This window comes from Mumia spirodelae (assembly GCF_050632745.1).
In the GTDB taxonomy this organism is placed as follows: Bacteria; Actinomycetota; Actinomycetes; order Propionibacteriales; family Nocardioidaceae; genus Mumia.
Genome location: NZ_JBODSD010000001.1, coordinates 406,553 through 422,894 on the forward strand (window position 1 = coordinate 406,553; position 16,342 = coordinate 422,894).

At 73.1% G+C, this 16,342-nt stretch carries 13 protein-coding genes; 7 read left to right on the forward strand and 6 right to left on the reverse strand.

The window, feature by feature from the left end; genetic code table 11:
• The first annotated feature begins 4 nt into the window (after positions 1–4).
• On the forward strand, positions 5–2,536 hold the full coding sequence (locus tag ACQSSQ_RS02055) for a glutamate--cysteine ligase (RefSeq protein ID WP_431325366.1): 2,532 nt from the start codon (positions 5–7) through the stop codon (positions 2,534–2,536).
• Between the two features lie 100 nt (positions 2,537–2,636).
• Here ACQSSQ_RS02055 and ACQSSQ_RS02060 read toward each other — a convergent pair whose 3' ends face one another.
• Entirely contained in the window at positions 2,637–3,224 is a 588-nt protein-coding gene (locus ACQSSQ_RS02060) for a hypothetical protein (protein ID WP_431325367.1), read from the reverse strand.
• A gap of 67 nt (positions 3,225–3,291) precedes the next feature.
• On the opposite strand from ACQSSQ_RS02060, the gene ACQSSQ_RS02065 reads away from it, so the two are divergent.
• The 3 genes from ACQSSQ_RS02065 (at position 3,292) to ACQSSQ_RS02075 (ending at position 5,526) form a co-directional block, all read left to right on the forward strand.
• Entirely contained in the window at positions 3,292–4,221 is a 930-nt protein-coding gene (locus ACQSSQ_RS02065; RefSeq protein ID WP_431325368.1) for an ABC transporter ATP-binding protein, read from the forward strand.
• A complete protein-coding gene (locus ACQSSQ_RS02070) occupies positions 4,218–5,015 on the forward strand; it encodes an ABC transporter permease (RefSeq protein ID WP_431325369.1) in 798 nt (265 codons plus the stop codon). Before ACQSSQ_RS02065 ends, ACQSSQ_RS02070 begins: the two co-directional genes overlap by 4 nt.
• A 91-nt stretch (positions 5,016–5,106) precedes the next feature.
• On the forward strand, positions 5,107–5,526 hold the full coding sequence (locus tag ACQSSQ_RS02075; RefSeq protein ID WP_431325370.1) for a tetratricopeptide repeat protein: 420 nt from the start codon (positions 5,107–5,109) through the stop codon (positions 5,524–5,526).
• Between the two features lie 16 nt (positions 5,527–5,542).
• Here the strand turns inward: ACQSSQ_RS02075 and ACQSSQ_RS02080 are convergent, their stop codons facing one another.
• Positions 5,543–6,559, reverse strand: coding sequence for a 2-dehydropantoate 2-reductase (locus ACQSSQ_RS02080; RefSeq protein WP_431325371.1), 1,017 nt, complete (start codon positions 6,557–6,559; stop codon positions 5,543–5,545).
• A 124-nt stretch (positions 6,560–6,683) separates the two neighbouring features.
• Here ACQSSQ_RS02080 and ACQSSQ_RS02085 point away from each other — a divergent pair, with 124 nt between their 5' ends.
• The gene (locus ACQSSQ_RS02085) at positions 6,684–9,446 is read left to right on the forward strand and encodes an MMPL family transporter (protein WP_431325372.1); all 2,763 of its coding nucleotides are present in this window, start codon (positions 6,684–6,686) and stop codon (positions 9,444–9,446) included.
• A complete protein-coding gene (locus ACQSSQ_RS02090; RefSeq protein WP_431325373.1) occupies positions 9,443–11,512 on the forward strand; it encodes a YhgE/Pip domain-containing protein in 2,070 nt (689 codons plus the stop codon). The genes ACQSSQ_RS02085 and ACQSSQ_RS02090 overlap by 4 nt, the downstream gene beginning before the upstream one ends.
• Here ACQSSQ_RS02090 and ACQSSQ_RS02095 read toward each other — a convergent pair.
• Positions 11,509–12,672 (reverse strand): PucR family transcriptional regulator, encoded by a 1,164-nt coding sequence (locus ACQSSQ_RS02095; protein ID WP_431325374.1) that lies wholly within the window; start codon positions 12,670–12,672, stop codon positions 11,509–11,511. The genes ACQSSQ_RS02090 and ACQSSQ_RS02095 overlap by 4 nt on opposite strands.
• Before the next feature lie 89 nt (positions 12,673–12,761).
• Here ACQSSQ_RS02095 and ACQSSQ_RS02100 point away from each other — a divergent pair, with 89 nt between their 5' ends.
• Entirely contained in the window at positions 12,762–14,414 is a 1,653-nt protein-coding gene (locus tag ACQSSQ_RS02100) for an FAD-binding dehydrogenase (RefSeq protein WP_431325375.1), read from the forward strand.
• Here the strand turns inward: ACQSSQ_RS02100 and ACQSSQ_RS02105 are convergent.
• The 3 genes from ACQSSQ_RS02105 to ACQSSQ_RS02115 form a co-directional block, all read right to left on the reverse strand.
• Positions 14,399–14,686 (reverse strand): hypothetical protein, encoded by a 288-nt coding sequence (locus ACQSSQ_RS02105; protein ID WP_431325376.1) that lies wholly within the window; start codon positions 14,684–14,686, stop codon positions 14,399–14,401. The genes ACQSSQ_RS02100 and ACQSSQ_RS02105 overlap by 16 nt on opposite strands.
• Complete coding sequence (locus tag ACQSSQ_RS02110) at positions 14,683–14,964, reverse strand: hypothetical protein (RefSeq protein ID WP_431325377.1); 282 nt, start codon at positions 14,962–14,964, stop codon at positions 14,683–14,685. The genes ACQSSQ_RS02105 and ACQSSQ_RS02110 overlap by 4 nt, the downstream gene beginning before the upstream one ends.
• A 90-nt stretch (positions 14,965–15,054) precedes the next feature.
• Positions 15,055–16,275, reverse strand: a complete 1,221-nt coding sequence (locus ACQSSQ_RS02115; RefSeq protein WP_431325378.1) for a DUF4032 domain-containing protein — start codon at positions 16,273–16,275, stop codon at positions 15,055–15,057.
• Between the last annotated feature and the right edge of the window lie 67 nt (positions 16,276–16,342).

The following is a 16,342-nucleotide window of genomic DNA, read 5'->3' on the forward strand; positions in this document are numbered from 1 at the left end:
CGGGATGGCAGCTGAACTCACCCTCGGTGCAGAAGAAGAGCTCCACCTCGTGGACCGGCAGGGCCGCACGCTGTCGGCGTCGGCGCCCCAGCTGCTCTCCCGGCTGCCGGAGACGAACTTCTCCGCGGAGCTCCAGCGGTCCACGGTCGAGACCAACACGGAGGTCGTCAAGGGACTGTCGGACCTGCGCGAGGAGATCGTGCGGCTCCGGCGGCAGGTGATCGACGCCGCGGCGGAGGACGGCCTCGGCATCGCCGCCGTGGGCACCGCGCCGCGGTCGTCGTACGGGTCGGACTTCGAGCTCACCGCGACCGGCCGCTACGGGCGGATGCAGCAGCAGTACCGCCTGCTCGTCGAGGAGCAGCTCATCTGCGGCACGCAGATCCACGTCGGCGTGTCCGACCGCGACCTAGCGATCGACATCGCCCAGCGGGTCGCCCGTGACCTCCCGATCCTCCTCGCGCTCTCGGCGAGCTCGCCGTACTGGAACGAGCAGGACACGGGGTACGCGAGCATCCGCACGATCATCTGGCAGCGCTGGCCGACCACCGGCCCGCTCCCTGTGCTCGCGTCGGCCGCCGAGTACGACACGCTGCTCTCGGACCTGGTGCGCAGCGGCGTGATCGCCGACGCCGGCATGGCGTACTTCGACGTCCGTCCCTCGTCGCACGCGCCCACGCTGGAGCTGCGGATCTGCGACGCGTGCCCGGTCGTCGACGACGCGATCCTCGTCGCCGGGCTGTTCCGCGCGATGGTGCGCGCCGCCGAGCAGGAGATCGAGCGGGGCGCGCCGTACGTGCCGGTCGCCGGTCCGCTGCACCGGGCGGCCACCTGGCAGGCGGCGCGCAACGGTCTGACCGGGACCCTGCTCGACCCCGTGGTGCACCCCGAGCCGGTGCCGGCGGCCGATGCGGTCCGGGCCCTCGTGGCGCGCCTGCGTCCCCAGCTCGAGGAGCTCGGTGACTACCAGGAGGTCGCCGAGCTCGCCATGAGCACGCTCGCGCGTGGGAGCTCCGCAGACCGTCAGCGCGCCGTGTTCGACGAGACCGGCAACCTCGACGACGTCATGGACCTCGTGGTCGCGGAGACGCACGGCCCGCCGGGAGGACTGCCGCCGCACGTGCCGGCCCTGCGGTCGTACCCGGCGCGCGCCGGGGACGAGGCGATCGGGCTCGGCTCACGTCCGCGCGCCGCGTACGAGGGCATCATCGGGCAGCTCCGGGAGGTGGACCGTGCCGGTCTGGTCGAGCTCGAGGCCCGCCGTGACGCGTGGGCCGAGCGCGAAGGGCTCACGGTGTCGCTGGAGGGCGAGACGAACAGCTTCGAGGTCGACCTGGTCCCGAGGGTCGTGAACACGCACGAGTGGGCGACCCTGCGCGAGGGTCTCGAGCAGCGGGCGAGGGCGCTGGAGGCGTTCCTCGAGGACGTGTACGGCGAGGGCCGCGTCCTGCGCGACGGCGTCGTCACCGAGGCGGACGTGGTCGGGTGCCCGGGGTGGCTCGAGGACGCTCGGCGCCTGCCGCGGTCGGCGGTGCGGGCGCCCGTGATGGGCTTCGACCTGGTCCGCAACAGCCGTGGGGAGTGGCGGGTCCTCGAGGACAACCTCCGCAACCCGAGCGGGCTCGCGTACGCGGTCGCGGCGCGCGAGATGCTCGACGAGGTGCTGCCGGACCTCCCGCGGCCGGACGGGCTCGCGGACCCGGCGGCGGCGTTCCCGGTCCTCGCCGAGACCCTGCGCGCCTGCGCCGGCGAGTCCGGCACGGGAGCGTTGGCGCTGCTGTCGAGCGGGTCGTCGAGCCTCTCCTGGTACGAGCACCAGCGGCTCGCTGCGGAGGCGGGCCTGGTGCTCGTGGGGTCGGAGGACCTGGGGGTTCGCGACGGCCAGGTCCGGCTCGTCGACGGCGATCGCCCCGTCGACGCGGTCTACGTCCGTCTCGACGTGAAGCTCGAGGAGCTCGAGACCCCGGACGGCCGGGCGCTCGGCCAGGAGATCATCGACGTCGCGGCGGCCGGGAACGTCTTCCTCGCGAACGCGCCGGGCAACGGGGTCGCCGACGACAAGGCGACGTACCGGGTCGTGCCCGAGCTCATCGGCTACTACCTCGACGAGCGTCCCCTGCTCGAGTCCGTGCCGACCTACCGCACCGACGACGAGGCGGAGCGGCGCATCGTGCTCGACCGCGTCGACGAGCTCGTGACGAAGCCGGTGGACGGGCACGGCGGCCACGGGGTGCTCATCGGCCCGCTGGCGTCGGCCGCGGAGATCTCCGAGCGGCGACGGGCGATCATCGCGGAGCCGCAGGCGTGGGTCGCGCAGGAGACCGTGTCGCTCAGCTCCCACCCGACGTTCTCCGGTGCGAGCCTGCAACCCCGTCGCGTCGACCTGCGGGTCTTCGTGCTCGTCACGGGCACCGGACCGGGGGAGGCCCGGGCGGTCCCGGTCGGACTCACGCGCGTCGCCGGCCCCGGGAGCCTCGTCGTCAACAGCACGCAGGGCGGCGGCGGCAAGGACACGTGGATCGTCGTCGACGACTGAGCGACGACGTGCATTCACGACGTGCAGTTCTGACCAGGTCGTGGTCGGAACTGCACGTCCTGACGGCAAGTCCTGCTGCCACCAGCCCCACGACCGCCGGCTATCTGCGCCGTCGACCGGCAGACGCGATCGCGGTGCCGAGGAGGAGCGCGGCGATCGTCGGGAAGAGCACGAACCCGTAGAACGGCATGTTGACCAGCACGTTGGGGTAGGACCAGTCGTAGCCGCCGAGCTCGCGGCCGGCCCGGAAGACCTCGTCGCGCGCGAGCACGATCACGACCGCGGGCACAGCGCCGTACAGCACGGCGGCGATCGCCGGACCGACCGGCGAGAGGCGACCCGCGGCCGCGACGATCAGGAGGAGCAGGGCCGAGACGCCCGCGACGGCGAACGGCCACGTCTCGCCGTCCTGGAAGCTGCGGAAGTTGGCGGCGTCGTACCAGTAGCGGCCGAACGCCCAGTCGAATCCGCCGATCGCGACCGGCGTGAGGACCAGGCCGATCAGCAGGCTGAGGACGTGGCGTGCGACGCCGCGCCCCGAGGAGGGCTCGTCCTCGACCTTCGGCACCCCGTACGGCGGGGTGTCGTACGGCGTGCCGTGCGCGAACGGCGACGAGGGATCGGGCAGCGTGGGGGTGGTCTGACGGGTGGGCGACGATGGCTCGGGGGTCTGGCCAGGATGCGTCATGACCGGCGAGCCTAGTGCCGGAGGGGGTCGTCTGACAGCCCTCCCCGCTCCGGTAGCGTGAAGCGCGATGATCACCGTGGACCATCTCACCAAGACCTTCGGTACGGTTCGCGCCGTCGACGACCTCAGCTTCTCGGTCCGGCCGGGCGCCGTCACCGGGTTCCTCGGGCCCAACGGAGCGGGCAAGACCACCACGCTGCGGATGCTGCTGGGCCTCGTCGCCCCGACCTCGGGGAGCGCCACGATCGACGGCCGGCGGTACACCGAGATCGACCAGCCCGGCCGCGTCGTGGGCGCGGCGCTGGAGGCCGCGAGCTTCCACCCGGGGCGCTCCGCGCTCGACCACCTGCGCGTGTTCGCGCCGCAGATCGGCATCAGCGACGCCCGGTGCCGCGAGCTGCTCGACATGGTCGGCCTCGCGGACGTCGCCGACCGCCGAGTCGGCGGATACTCGCTCGGCATGCGTCAGCGGCTCGGGCTCGCGACGACGCTCCTCGGCGACCCGCCGGTGCTGGTGCTCGACGAGCCGGCGAACGGACTCGACCCGGGCGGCATCCGCTGGCTGCGCGAGCTTCTCCGCTTCTTCGCCAGCCAGGGGCGTACGGTGCTGGTCTCGAGCCACGTGCTCTCGGAGGTGCAGCAGACCGTCGACGACGTCGTGATCATCGCGCACGGCCGGCTCGTCCACGCCTCGCCGCTCACCGACCTGGCCGCGATGGCCGCCCGGCACGTCGAGGTCGCCTCGCCCGACGCCGAGGCCTTGCGCGCGGTTCTCGACGGGCGCGGGTGGCGGTACACGCCGGCCTCGCGCGACGGCGTCCGTGGGTTCGACGTCGCGGACGTCAGCGCGGCGGAGGTCGGGGCCGCGGCGTTCGGCGCCGGGGTCGAGCTGCACGCGCTCACGCAGCAGGAGATCGAGCTGGAGGACGTGTTCTTGTCGCTGACGGGTCAGAGCACCGACGCCGCCACGACCGGTACGCCGGAGGTGGCGGCATGAAGGCGGCGCTGAGGTCGGAGCTGCGCAAGTGGACCTCCACGCGCCTGTGGTGGATCCTCTTGCTGGTCATGGCGGCGTACATGGCGTTTCTCGCGGTCGTCATGGCGTTCTCCGTGACCGTGGAGCCGTCCGCCGACTCCGGCGCGACGCCGATCGACGGCATCGACGCCGCGCTGACCGTCTACACGCTCGGCAACGGGCTCGGCTACGTGTTCCCGCTGCTGGCCGGGGCGATGTCGATGACGTCGGAGTTCCGCTACCAGACCATCACGCCGTCGCTGCTCGCCGAGCCGCGTCGAAGCGTCTTCCTCGGCGCGAAGCTCGTCTCCGCGGGGATCATCGGTCTCGCGTTCGGGGTCGTCGGGACGCTGGCCGGCGTGGCCGCAGGCGCGCCGATCCTCGCCTGGCAGGGCGACGGTGCGTTCCTCGGCAGCAGCGACGTCCTCGTCCCGGTCCTGCTGTCGGTCGTGGCGCTCGCGATCTGGGCGTTCGTCGGCGTCGGTGTCGGGACGCTGATCACCAACCAGGTCGCGGCGATCGTCGTGGTGCTCGCGTTCACGCAGTTCGTCGAGCCGATCCTGCGGGTCGGCCTGTCGGCCGTGGACGCCCTGGAAGGGGCGGCGAAGTTCCTCCCCGGCGCGGCGTCGGAGGCGCTGGTCGGGGCGAGCACGTACGCGTCGCTGGGGCTCGGCGAGGTTCTCGGTCGGGTGCCGGGTGCGCTGGTCTTCCTCGCGTACGGCGTCGTCTTCGCCGTGATCGGCCGCTTCACGACACTGCGCCGCGACATCACCTGACCGGCGGCCCCCGCGGCGTACCGTCGGGAATGCAGGGGTGCCGCCCACCGTTGAGTGCGGTGACACCGACGCCCCGAGGAGGTGCGCCCGCATGACCGAGGACTTCCGTCCCCTGATCCTCAAGCCGATCTTCAACGACGCGATGATCGCTGAGATGCCGCTGTACGACCGCTTCCGCCGCGCCGAGGAGATGGTCGCCAACCGCCACCCGCGGGACGCGATCAAGATGCTCACCGGTGTCGTCGAGGAAGAGCCCAACCACGCGGCGGCGTGGGAGCTGCTCGGCCGTGCCTACTTCGCGGCCGCGCTCCTCGAGCCCGCCGAGAAGGCGTTCCGTCGTCTCATCGAGCTCGAGCCGACCAGCGGGTGGGCTCACGTCGCCCTCGGGCTGACGCTCGACCGGCAGTCGCGGCACCGCGAGGGTGCGGCGTACCACCGGATGGCCGCAGCGCTCGATCCCGACCAGGACCGGCGCCCGCGGCTCGTCGCGGCACCGGAGCCGCAGGCCTGACGGCGTACGACGTCGGCTAGGGCTGCGCAGCAGCAGCGCGGAGGTCCGCGAGCAGGTCGTCTCCCGACCAGGCTCGCGGACCTCCTGCTTCTGCAGCACGGACCAGCGCGACCAGGCGCGCGTTGACCGGGGCCGTACGCCCGAGCGTCTCGGCGAGCCGCACGACCTCGCCGTTGATCCACTCGATCTCGGTCACGCGGCCGGCCTCGAGGTCCTCCCACATCGACGAGCGGGCCAGCGGGTCGATCGCGAGGGTCGGCCCGGCGACGGTCGCGTACAGGCGGTCGGGCATCACGAGCAGCCGCGGGATCCACCCCGGCGGGAGCGGGGTGATGCGCGCGACCGCCCACCCCGCCGCGCGGAAGGTCGCGTACGCCTCGCGCTGGGCGAGTGCGAGACACCGGCGGTAGGTGCGCTGCGAGAGCTCGGCCTTGAGCGGGAGCCCGGACAGCGCGTTGACGGCGTTGTTGAGGTTGAGCAGGAGCTTCGCGCGGAGGACGGCGTCCATGTCCGCCCGACGAGTCAGCGGAAGGCCGGCTCTGGCGAACACCGCCTCGTACGGCGTGACCGCGGGGTCGTCCTGGACCTCCAGCCCGCCTTCGGACCCCTGGTGGAACGCGCCTCCGCCCAGGTTGACGACGTTGAACGGCACCATGCCCGTGAGCACCGTCCGTCCGGGGAGCGCGGCGCGGAGCAGGTCGGCGTTGCGCAGCCCGTTCTGGAGGCTGACGACGACCGCGTCCGGCCGCAGCGCGCGCCCGAGGATCTCGGCGACCTCCGGGGTCGCGGCCGACTTCACGGTCACGAGGACGAGGTCCGCGCCTTCCGCCGCCGCGGCGCCGTCGGTGTCCAGCACGAACTCCGGCGTCGCCCGCACGTCGGCACCGCGATAGTCGGTGAGGTGCAGCCCGCCGGCGACGTCGTCGCGGACGCGCTGCCGTCCGACGAGGACGACGTCGGCGTCGGCGGCAGCGAGCCGGCCGCCGACGTAGCAGCCGATGCTGCCCGCTCCGTACACGCAGATCCGAGGCACGCGCGGCACGATAGCCCATCGCGGCCCTTCCCTCCCCGCCGAATCCGCGGGCGCTGAAAGAACGCGGTCCTGCCGGTGCGCCCGGGGCATCATCGAGGCAACCGGACGACTGGGGGGTCGTGTCGTGTCGCTGTTCCTCTACCGCCTGGGCGGAGCGATCGCGCGGCACCGAGGGCTCGTCGTCGCGGTCTGGGGCCTCGTCTTCGCCACCGTCGTGGGGGCGTCCGCCGCGTTGGGCGACCACTACGACGACGCCTTCTCGGTGCCGGGCACGCAGTCGCAGGAGGGCGAGGACCTGCTCGCGGACCGCTTCGACCAGACCGGTACCAGCGGACAGCTGCTCGTGACGGCGGACGCCGGGAAGATCACGGATGCCGGCGCGTCGAAGGCGGTCGCCGACATCGTCGCCGCCGTCGACAAGGTCCCGCGGGTCGCGATCAGCAACCCGCTCACCGCCGACGACCCCGTGGTGTCGAAGGACGGTGCGTCGACGCTGGCGACGATCCGGTTCGACCAGCCGGTGCCGTCGGAGGGAACCCTCGACGCCGTCCAGGACGCGGCCCAGCCCCCGGCGTCGTCAGGTGTGGAGACCTGGGTCGGCGGAGATGCGTACAAGCCCTCGGCGGACCCGAGCCGCATCCCGGAGCTCCTCGGGCTGATGGTCTCCTTCGTGATCCTCGCGGTCACCTTCGGGTCGCTGCTCGCCGCCGGGATGCCGATCGTGAACTCGCTGATCGGTGTCGGCGTGACGCTGAGTGCCGTCGTGATCGCCTCGTGGATCGGGACCGTCTCCAGCACGGCGCCCACGCTCGCCGAGATGCTCGGTCTGGCGGTCGGCATCGACTACGCGCTCTTCATCCTGTCGCGTCACCGACGGCACATGGCCGAAGGCCTGTCCGCGCCCGAGGCGATGCGCCGGGCGATGGCGACCTCGGGCAGCGCCGTGGTCTTCGCCGGGGCCACGGTCGTCATCGCGCTGACGGGCCTCGCGGTCGCCCGCATCCCGGTCCTCACGATCATGGGCGTCTCCGCCGCGGTCGCGGTCGCGGTCGCCGTGCTCGCGGCCTTGACCCTGCTCCCCGCGGTGGCGCTGCTGCTCGGGGAACACCTGCGGCCCCGGACACGTCGCCCGCGACGGCGCCGCACGACGGCCGCACCGGGGCCGGGCATCGCCGGGCGATGGGTCCGGGCGACCACGCGGTTCCCCGTGGTGACGATCCTCGCCGTGCTCGTGATCCTGATCCTCGCCGCCCGCCCGGCGAGCGGCCTGAAGCTCGCCCTCCCCGACAACAGCACGGCGCCGGAGTCGTCGGCGGCGCGGCAGACGTACGACGCGATCACGGCCGCGTTCGGCGAGGGCTACAACGCCCCTCTCGCGGTGACGGCCGACGTGATCACCAGCTCCGACCCGAAGGGGACGGTGCAGGACCTCGCGGGGGCGATCGCCAAGGTGCCGGACGTCGTCGACATCACGCAGGCCACGCCGAACGAGGGCGGCGACACCGCGCTGATCCAGGTGATCCCGGCCGAGGGGCAGACCGCGCCGTCCACGAAGGCGCTCGTGCAGGTGCTCCGCGACCGCAGTCCAGGCTGGGAGAAGACCTACAAGGTCGGCGACATGCTCGTGACCGGGCAGACCGCGATCAACATCGACGTCTCCGCCCGGCTCGCGGGCGCGCTGCTGCCGTTCGCGATCATCGTCATCGGGCTCTCGCTGGTCCTGCTCATGGTCGTGTTCCGGTCCGTCGCCGTGCCGATCAAGGCGACGCTCGGCTACCTGCTGTCGGTCGGTGCCGCGCTCGGTGCCGTCGCCGTGGTGTTCCAGTGGGGCTGGCTGGGCGGCCTGGGCGAGGAGACCGGCCCGGTCGTGAGCTTCATGCCGATCTTCGTCATGGGCGTCCTCTTCGGCCTCGCGATGGACTACGAGATGTTCCTCGTGTCGGCGATGCGGGAGGAGTTCGTGCGCACCGACGACGCGAAGGGCGCGGTCGAGGGCGGGTTCCGGTCCTCGGCACGGGTCGTCACCGCCGCGGCGCTGATCATGGGGAGCGTCTTCGTCGCCTTCATCCCCGGCGGCTCCGCGACCATCAAGCCGATCGCGTTCGGTCTGGCCGTGGGCGTCTTCGTCGACGCGTTCATCGTGCGCATGACGCTCGTGCCCGCCGTGATGGTGCTGCTCGACCGCCGGGCGTGGTGGCTCCCGTCGTGGTTGGACCGGAAGGTTCCCGACGTCGACGTGGAGGGGGCGGTGCTCCACCGCAAGATCGCCTTCCAGGAGTGGGAGCGCGAGAACGGCGAGGTGGCGGTGCTCGCGCTCGACGTGGTCGTCCGTCCGGGCGATGCCCCCGTCGAGATCACCGCGCGGCCGGGCGAGGTACACCGGATCGAGCTCCCGCCGGGCACCAGCGCGCGTGAGCTGGGACAGGTCCTGACCGGGAGGAGCACGGCGTACAGCGGGTCGCTGGTCGTCGACGGCTACCTGCTGCCGGAGCAGCGCGAGCCGGTGAGCCGCCGTACGTCGCTGGTCGAGCTCGGCCGTCCGCTGCGGCCCGATGCACCGGTCGCCGAGCAGATCGCGGCGCTCGCACGGGTGGCCTCGCCGTCGCCGCGCCGGCGGCGGGCGTTCGTGGCGCGCAGCCTCGAGGTCGTCGACAGCGTGCGGACCAGCCATCCCGACGGCGACGGCTCGTGGGACGGCGCCGCGGTCGTCGAAGTGGCGACCGCCGTCGCGAACGGGATCGACGTCCTCGTCCTGCACGGTGCCGACGGGCGGACCGGGCCGGGTCGGGCCGCGGCGGAGTCGCTGGCGGCGGAGGCCGCGCGCCAGGGCGTGACCGTCATTCTCACCGTCCCCGCCGGGACGGACGCCCCCGAGGAGGGCCGATGAGCGAGACGACAGCCGTACGACGCAGGGACGGACGACGCAGGTGGACGCGCTGGCTGGCCGTCGGTGTGGTGCTGCCGCTGCTCGCCGCCTCGGTCGTGATCTGGTCGGTGGCCGACCGCGAGGACGAGCTCGACCAGATCCCGGTCGCGGTCGTCAACGACGACAAGATCCTCTCCGACCCCCAGCCGATGGCGGCCGGGCGGGCGCTCACCGCCTCGCTGACCGATCCCACCACCTCCGGGCCCGACCTCGACTGGACGCTGACCGACTCCGCCGACGCGACGAGCGGGCTCGCGGACGGCTCGTACTACGCCGTGCTCACCATCCCGTCCGACTTCTCCAGCGCGATCGTGTCGTCCGGCACCGACAAGCCCGTCCAGGGTCAGCTGCAGCTGACCAGCAACGCCGCAGCGAGCTCGACGGTGCCCTACCTCAGCAACCGGATCGCGTCGGCGGCCGCCGCGTCCCTGGCGAACCAGACGACGCAGGGATACCTGAAGAACGTCTACGCCGGCTTCAACCAGCTCGCGTCCTCCAACCAGCAGGCGGCCTCGAGCGCTGCGCAGCTCGCCGACGGCACCGGCCAGCTCGCCGCGGGCGCGACGTCGCTCGACCAGGGGGCCGGGAGCCTGTCCGACGCCGTCGAGGAGCTGGCGGCCGGGAGCACGGAGCTGAGCACGGCCTCCGGCTCGCTCGCGACCGGCGCAGGGGAGTCCGCACGAGGAGCCCGCGGTGTCGCGAGCGGTGCGGAGGACCTCGACGAGGGTGCCGGTGCCCTCGCCAGGAGCGCCGGCGCCGTCGACGAGGCGAGCGGCGACCTCGCCGAGGCCAGCGGTGCCGTCGCCCGAGGGGCGTCGCGCCTGGCTACCGCCGACCAACGGGTCGCCGCCCGCGCGAAGACGCTCGCGGGTGACCTCCGTGCGCTCGTCCGCGACTGCCGTGCCGAGGGCGGGTCGGTCCGCTTCTGCCGTCGGGTCGCGCTCGCTCGGGACCGCTCCGCGGTGGTGGCGGCGGGTACGGCGCTGGGGGCGCGGGCGGTCCGCGGACTGTCGCGCGCCACCGCGGGCACGGCGCGTGGCGCGGCCGCGCTCGACCGGGCCGACGCACGCCTCGCCCGTGCCGCGCGGCAGCTCGACGCTGCGGGCGGTCGGCTGAGCCGGGGTGCGGGAGAGGCCTCCGCGGGTGCGACGTCGGTGGCGGCGGGCGCGCAGCAGGTCGCGGCGGCCTCGGGACGGCTGGCGAGCGGGGCGGCGCAGGCCTCGGAGGCCGCCGGGGAGCTGGCCGACGGCAGCGCCTCTCTCGACAGCAGCGCCGCGAAGGTCGACAGCGGCGCCGAGTCGCTCAGCAGCGGGCTCGCCGAGGCTGCCGCGAAGAGCCCGACGTACTCGACCGCGCAGCAGGACGCGCTCGCGACCGCCGTCAGCCAGCCGGTGGTCCTCAACGAGACCGTCGAGCACACCTCGCACGGCAACGGGTGGCTGGTCGCGGCCATCCTCGGCGCGGTGCTGTGGCTCGCCGCGCTGGTCGCGGCGCTCGGTGTCGACCGCGACGCGATCCGGCGCTTCGCGTCGGCTCCGGTCTCGTCGCGACGCCTCGCGTCCTCGCTCGCGCTGCCGGTGGTCGGTCTCGCGGCGGCACAGGCGGTCGCGGTGATGGTGGCGATGCTGGTCTTCCACCCGAGCATCGACGCGCTCGTGCCGCTGGCGCTGCTCTGCGTGCTCGCGTCGGTCACGTTCGCCCTCGTCGCGGTCGCGCTGCGCCTGGCCTTCGGCGGTGCCGGGATCGCGGTGTTCGTGCTCTTCCTGCTGCTGCAGGTCGCGGCCCTCGCGAACGTCGTGCCGCTGGAGACGGCGCCGGGTCCGCTGCAGGCGCTCAACGGGCTGATGCCGCTGACCGTCTTCACGAACGGGGCGAACCAGCTCGTCGCCGGGGGCGAGGTCGCGTCGATCGCCGGCGTGGTCACGGTGCTCGCCGTGTGGGCGCTCGGGGCCTTCGCGGTGTGCGTCGCCCTGGTGAAGCGGCGACGCCTGCTCCCCCTCGCGCCGCGTCCGGCCGCCGCGGGCTAGGAGGCCGCGCGACTCTGCAGGGCCGTCCGTGCGGCATCGAGCACGAGCCGGTCCCACGGGTCGTCGAGGTCGCGCCCGGTCAGCCCACGGACCCGGCGCAGGCGGTGCCGGACCGTCTGCGGGTGCACGCCCAGGGCCGTTGCGGCCTCCGTCGCGCTGCCGTGGTCGAGGTAGCCGACGAGCCCCTCGAGGAGGTGCGTCTGCGCCGGGTCGAGGAGCGGACCGAGCGCCGCGGCGGGGAGGTCGTCGCCGGCCTCCGGGTCGGTCCCCGCGAGCACCGCGACGAGGAGCACGTCCGCGAGGGTGAGGATGCCGGAGCGCCGGTACGCCCGGGCGGGCGCGCGCTCGAACGCTCCGGCCGCGAGCCGGTACGCCCGGGGGAGCTGAGCCACCGTGAGGCCCTGGAGGACGACGGCGCGCGACGGCGTACCCGTACGACCTGCGTGTCCGTCGACGTCGAGCGCGACGGGTGCCTCGCTCAGGTGGACGACGTGGTCGCGGGCGGAGTGCACGAGGGCGAACCCGGCCGTGCCCGCGGTGCCGTCGGCGCCGGCCGCCGCACGTGGGCCCGAGGGGAGGATCGTCAGCACCAGGCGGGACGGGATCGTGACGCCCAGCCGGGCGGAGCGGTCGGCGAGGGCCGCCCGCGAGGTCTGGCGGCCGGCGAGAAGGTCTGCCGCCAGCGCCGCGAGCACCCGGGCCCGGTCCTGGCGCAGGTGCGCCGACGCCTCCTCGTACCCGGCGAAGAGCGCCTCCGACAGCTCGTCCACCCCGACGAGCATCGTGCGGTTCAGCGCCGCGAGGTCGTCGACGTCGAGCGTCTCGTCCCCGAGCTCGACGACGAGGTCGGCGGTCTCGACGGCGGCGACCCGGTAGGCCCGCAAGATCGCGGGGAGCGGGCGGCCGTCGGTCGCACGGGCGGCCCCGATCCCGCGGAACCGGCGCAGGTCCGCCTCGGTCATCGCGCTCTCGTCGACCCACATCTCGACGGTGCGCTGCAGCGCCCAGGTGGCGATCGCGGCGATCTCGTCGCGCTGGGCCGGGCTCACGTCGGCGTACGCGGGGATCTCGCGCAGCACGACGCCGATGACCCGTGCGGTGACCTGGTCGGCGTCGCGCGCGACCGCGCGCTGGACGGCCAGACGCTCCCTCGTACCCACGAGGTTATTGTCACTGAATGACAACGTGCGTGCTCAATCGATGCGGGAATCGTTGTCACCGGCCGCTCCGCCGCACCACCATGTCCCGCATGGATGCTGATGTGATCGTCGTCGGAGCCGGACTCGCCGGGCTCGTCGCCACCGCCGAGCTGGTCGACGCGGGGAAGCGCGTGATCCTCGTCGACCAGGAGTCCGAGGCCAACCTCGGTGGGCAGGCGTTCTGGTCGTTCGGCGGGCTGTTCTTCGTCGACAGCCCCGAGCAGCGGCGCATGGGCATCAAGGACTCGTACGACCTCGCCCTGCAGGACTGGCTGGGCAACGCCGGGTTCGACCGGCCCGAGGACAGCTGGCCGCGGAAGTGGGCGGAGGCGTACGTCGCCTTCGCCGCCGGTGAGAAGCGTTCGTGGCTGCGCGCCCAGGGCCTCAAGCTCTTCCCGATCGTGGGCTGGGCCGAGCGCGGGGGCTACGGCGCTGTGGGCCCCGGAAACTCCGTGCCGCGCTTCCACATCACCTGGGGCACCGGCCCGGGTGTCGTGGAGCCGTTCGAGCGGCGGGTGCGGGACGGCGTCGCGAAGGGCCTGGTCACGTTCCGCTTCCGGCACCGCGTCGACGGGCTGACGATCACCGACGGGGCGGTGACCGGGGTGACCGGCGCCGTGCTGGCGCCTGATGCGTCGGCGCGCGGCGTCGCGAGCAACCGCACCGTCGACGGCGACTTCGCCCTCTCGGCCCAGGCGGTCGTCGTGACCTCCGGCGGCATCGGCGGCAACCACGACCTGGTCCGCAAGACCTGGCCGGCCGACCGCCTCGGCACGCCGCCGGAGGACATGCTCACGGGTGTCCCGGCGTACGTCGACGGCCGCATGCAGCAGATCGCGATCGACTCGGGCGCGCACATGATCAATCCCGACCGCGGCTGGCACTACGTCGAGGGCGTCAAGAACTGGGACCCGATCTGGCCCGGCCACGGCATCCGCATCCTCCCGGGCCCGTCGTCGCTGTGGTTCGACGCGCGCGGCAACCGGCTCCCGGTGCCGCTCTACCCGGGGTTCGACACGCTGGGCACGCTCGAGCACCTGCGGACGACAGGTCACGACCACAGCTGGTTCGTGCTGACGCAGAAGATCATCGAGAAGGAGTTCGCGCTGTCGGGCTCCGAGCAGAACCCCGACCTCACCGGGCGCGACGTGCGCCAGGTGCTCGGGCGCATCAAGCCCGGGGCGCCCGGTCCGGTCGAGGCGTTCAAGCAGCACGGCGAGGACTTCGTCGTCGCCGACACGCTCGACGAGCTTGTCGCCGGGATGAACAAGCTGACCCCCGAGCCGCTCCTCGACGTCGACGCGCTGCGGACGCAGATCGAGGCCCGTGACCGCGAGATCGACAACCCGTTCTCCAAGGACATGCAGGTCGTCGCGCTGCGCGGCGCCCGGTCGTACCGCGGGGACAAGCTCATCCGTACGGCGTCCCCGCACCGCATCCTCGACCCCAAGGCCGGCCCGTTGATCGCGGTGCGGCTGCGCGTCATCACCCGCAAGACGCTCGGCGGGCTCGAGACGGACCTCGACGCGCGCGTGCTGCGCGAGGACGGGTCGGTGCTGGAGGGCCTGTACGCGGCGGGCGAGGTCGCCGGCTTCGGTGGCGGCGGCGTCCACGGATACCGTGCGCTCGAGGGCACGTTCCTCGGCGGGTGCATCTTCTCCGGCCGTACGGCGGGACGTGCGGCGGCTCAGGCGGTCGGCTGATCGCCCGTCTCGGGATCGATGTCGCTCGGGACGGCGTCGGGATCCACCTCGCCGGCGGGTGTCGCGTCGGTCGGCTCGGCGTCCTCCGGCACCTCGGTCAGGTCTTCCGCGGGCCCGATCGCCCCGTCGCCGCGCTGGACGGTCTCGGTCTCGTCCGGATCGCCGTGCAGCCGGACCGAGTCCGGCGTGGCGTTCACCGCGAGGACCGACGGGTCGACATCCGCGACGGTGGGGCGGTCGCTCTCGCGGCTCGGCTGGTCCGGGCGGCTCATCGGTTCACCAGCTTGAAGAAGGTGCTGTCCTCGCCGTCGGCCTTCTGCTCCTGGTAGACGAGGGCCAGGCCCTCCCGGTCGAACGCCTCGAACCACGCGTCCCAGTCGACGTGCTGCAGCTCGTCGGTGCCCGCACCTCCGGGGAAGTCGAACCGGAGCACGCCTGTGCTCTCGACGCCGCGCTCGGTCCCGCGTACGCTCGCCGGTCTGCCGTCGTGGCTCTCGACCCACTCGCGGATCGTGTCGTGGTCGGTCGTCTGCTTGGTAGAACTGCTCATGCGCCGTCGCCTCCTGCTCCCGTCGGACGGACCTCTGCGCGGTACCCGCGGGGCGTCCTGCCATGCGAGCCGCGGACCTGCGCGCTGGCCTCAGTCGCTGGTCGCGGTGGCGGCGGCCCGCAGGGCGGCGACCTGCCGCGGATACTCCGTCCGTAGGTAGTCGCGCGCCGCCTCGAACAGGTCGACCTCCTCGCCGGCCTGCTGGGACAGGTACCAGCGGTGGACGAGCACGTCGTGGAAGAACTGCGCCGGCTCGACGACGTCGCGGTCCTCGACCGGGATCATCCGGCTGAGCGGTTCCCACACCTCGGTCAGCCAGCGGTGCGCGACCACCATCGGGTCCTCCTGCTGGATCTCGTGCGCGCTGGTGAATGCGTCGAGGTCGTTGAGCAGGCGCCGGGCCTGGGCCTCCTCGAGGTCGAGCCCGGTCAGCCCCTGGAGGCGACGCGCGTGGTGGTCGGGCTCGACGACCTTGGGCTGGATGCGGACGCGGTCGCCGTCGAAGTCGGTCACGATGTCGAGCTCGTCCACGTCGAACCCGAGGTCGTTGAGCTGCTCGATCCGCTGCTCGATCCGCCACATCTCCTCGGTGGTGAACTCCTCGACGCCGGTCAGGGCGCCCCACAGGTCGTCGTAACGCTCGACGATGCGGTCGACCAGGTCGAGCGGCTCGATCGCCGGGTCGAGCAGCTCCGCCGCCTGGAGGTCGAGGAGCTCGCCGAACACGTTGGTCCGCACCAGCTCCAGGTCCTCGCCGCGTTGGCCGTCCGAGAGCGTGTCGTGCAGCGCGCCGGTCTCCGCGTCCACCAGGTAGGCCGCGAACTCGTCCGCGCTGCGACGGAACAGGGTGTTGGAGAGCGAGCAGTCGCCCCAGAAGAAGCCGTCGACGTGCAGGCGTACGAGGAGCACGACCATCGCGTCGACCACGCCCTCGAGCGTGTTGTCGGACAGCGGGTGCTCGAAGAGGGAGCGGTACGGGAGCGAGCGCGGCAGGTGTGCCGTCACGAGGGCGGACGGGAGCTCGGACCCGTCACGAGCGGTCCGTCCGGTCACGACGGCGACCGGCTCCACGGTGGGGAGGTCGAGCCGCCGCAGGTGGCGGAGCAGGACGTACTCGCGCCGCGCGTACCGCTCGTTGGTCTCCTTGACGACGAGCACGGAGCCGTCGACGCGGACGAACCGGACGACGTGGCGGTGGATGCCGCGCGGCAGGGAGACGTCGAGCTCCTCCGGCCACTCCGCGAGCGGCAGGTTCCACGGGAGCCGGACGAGACCGCTGCGGGGGCGCGCAGAGAGGAGCTGGACCGCCATGGGCCCAGCCTCTGATGCTTGGGCGGGCACAGCGAGCCGAAACGCCGCCGTCGCCGGGGTTTGCCGC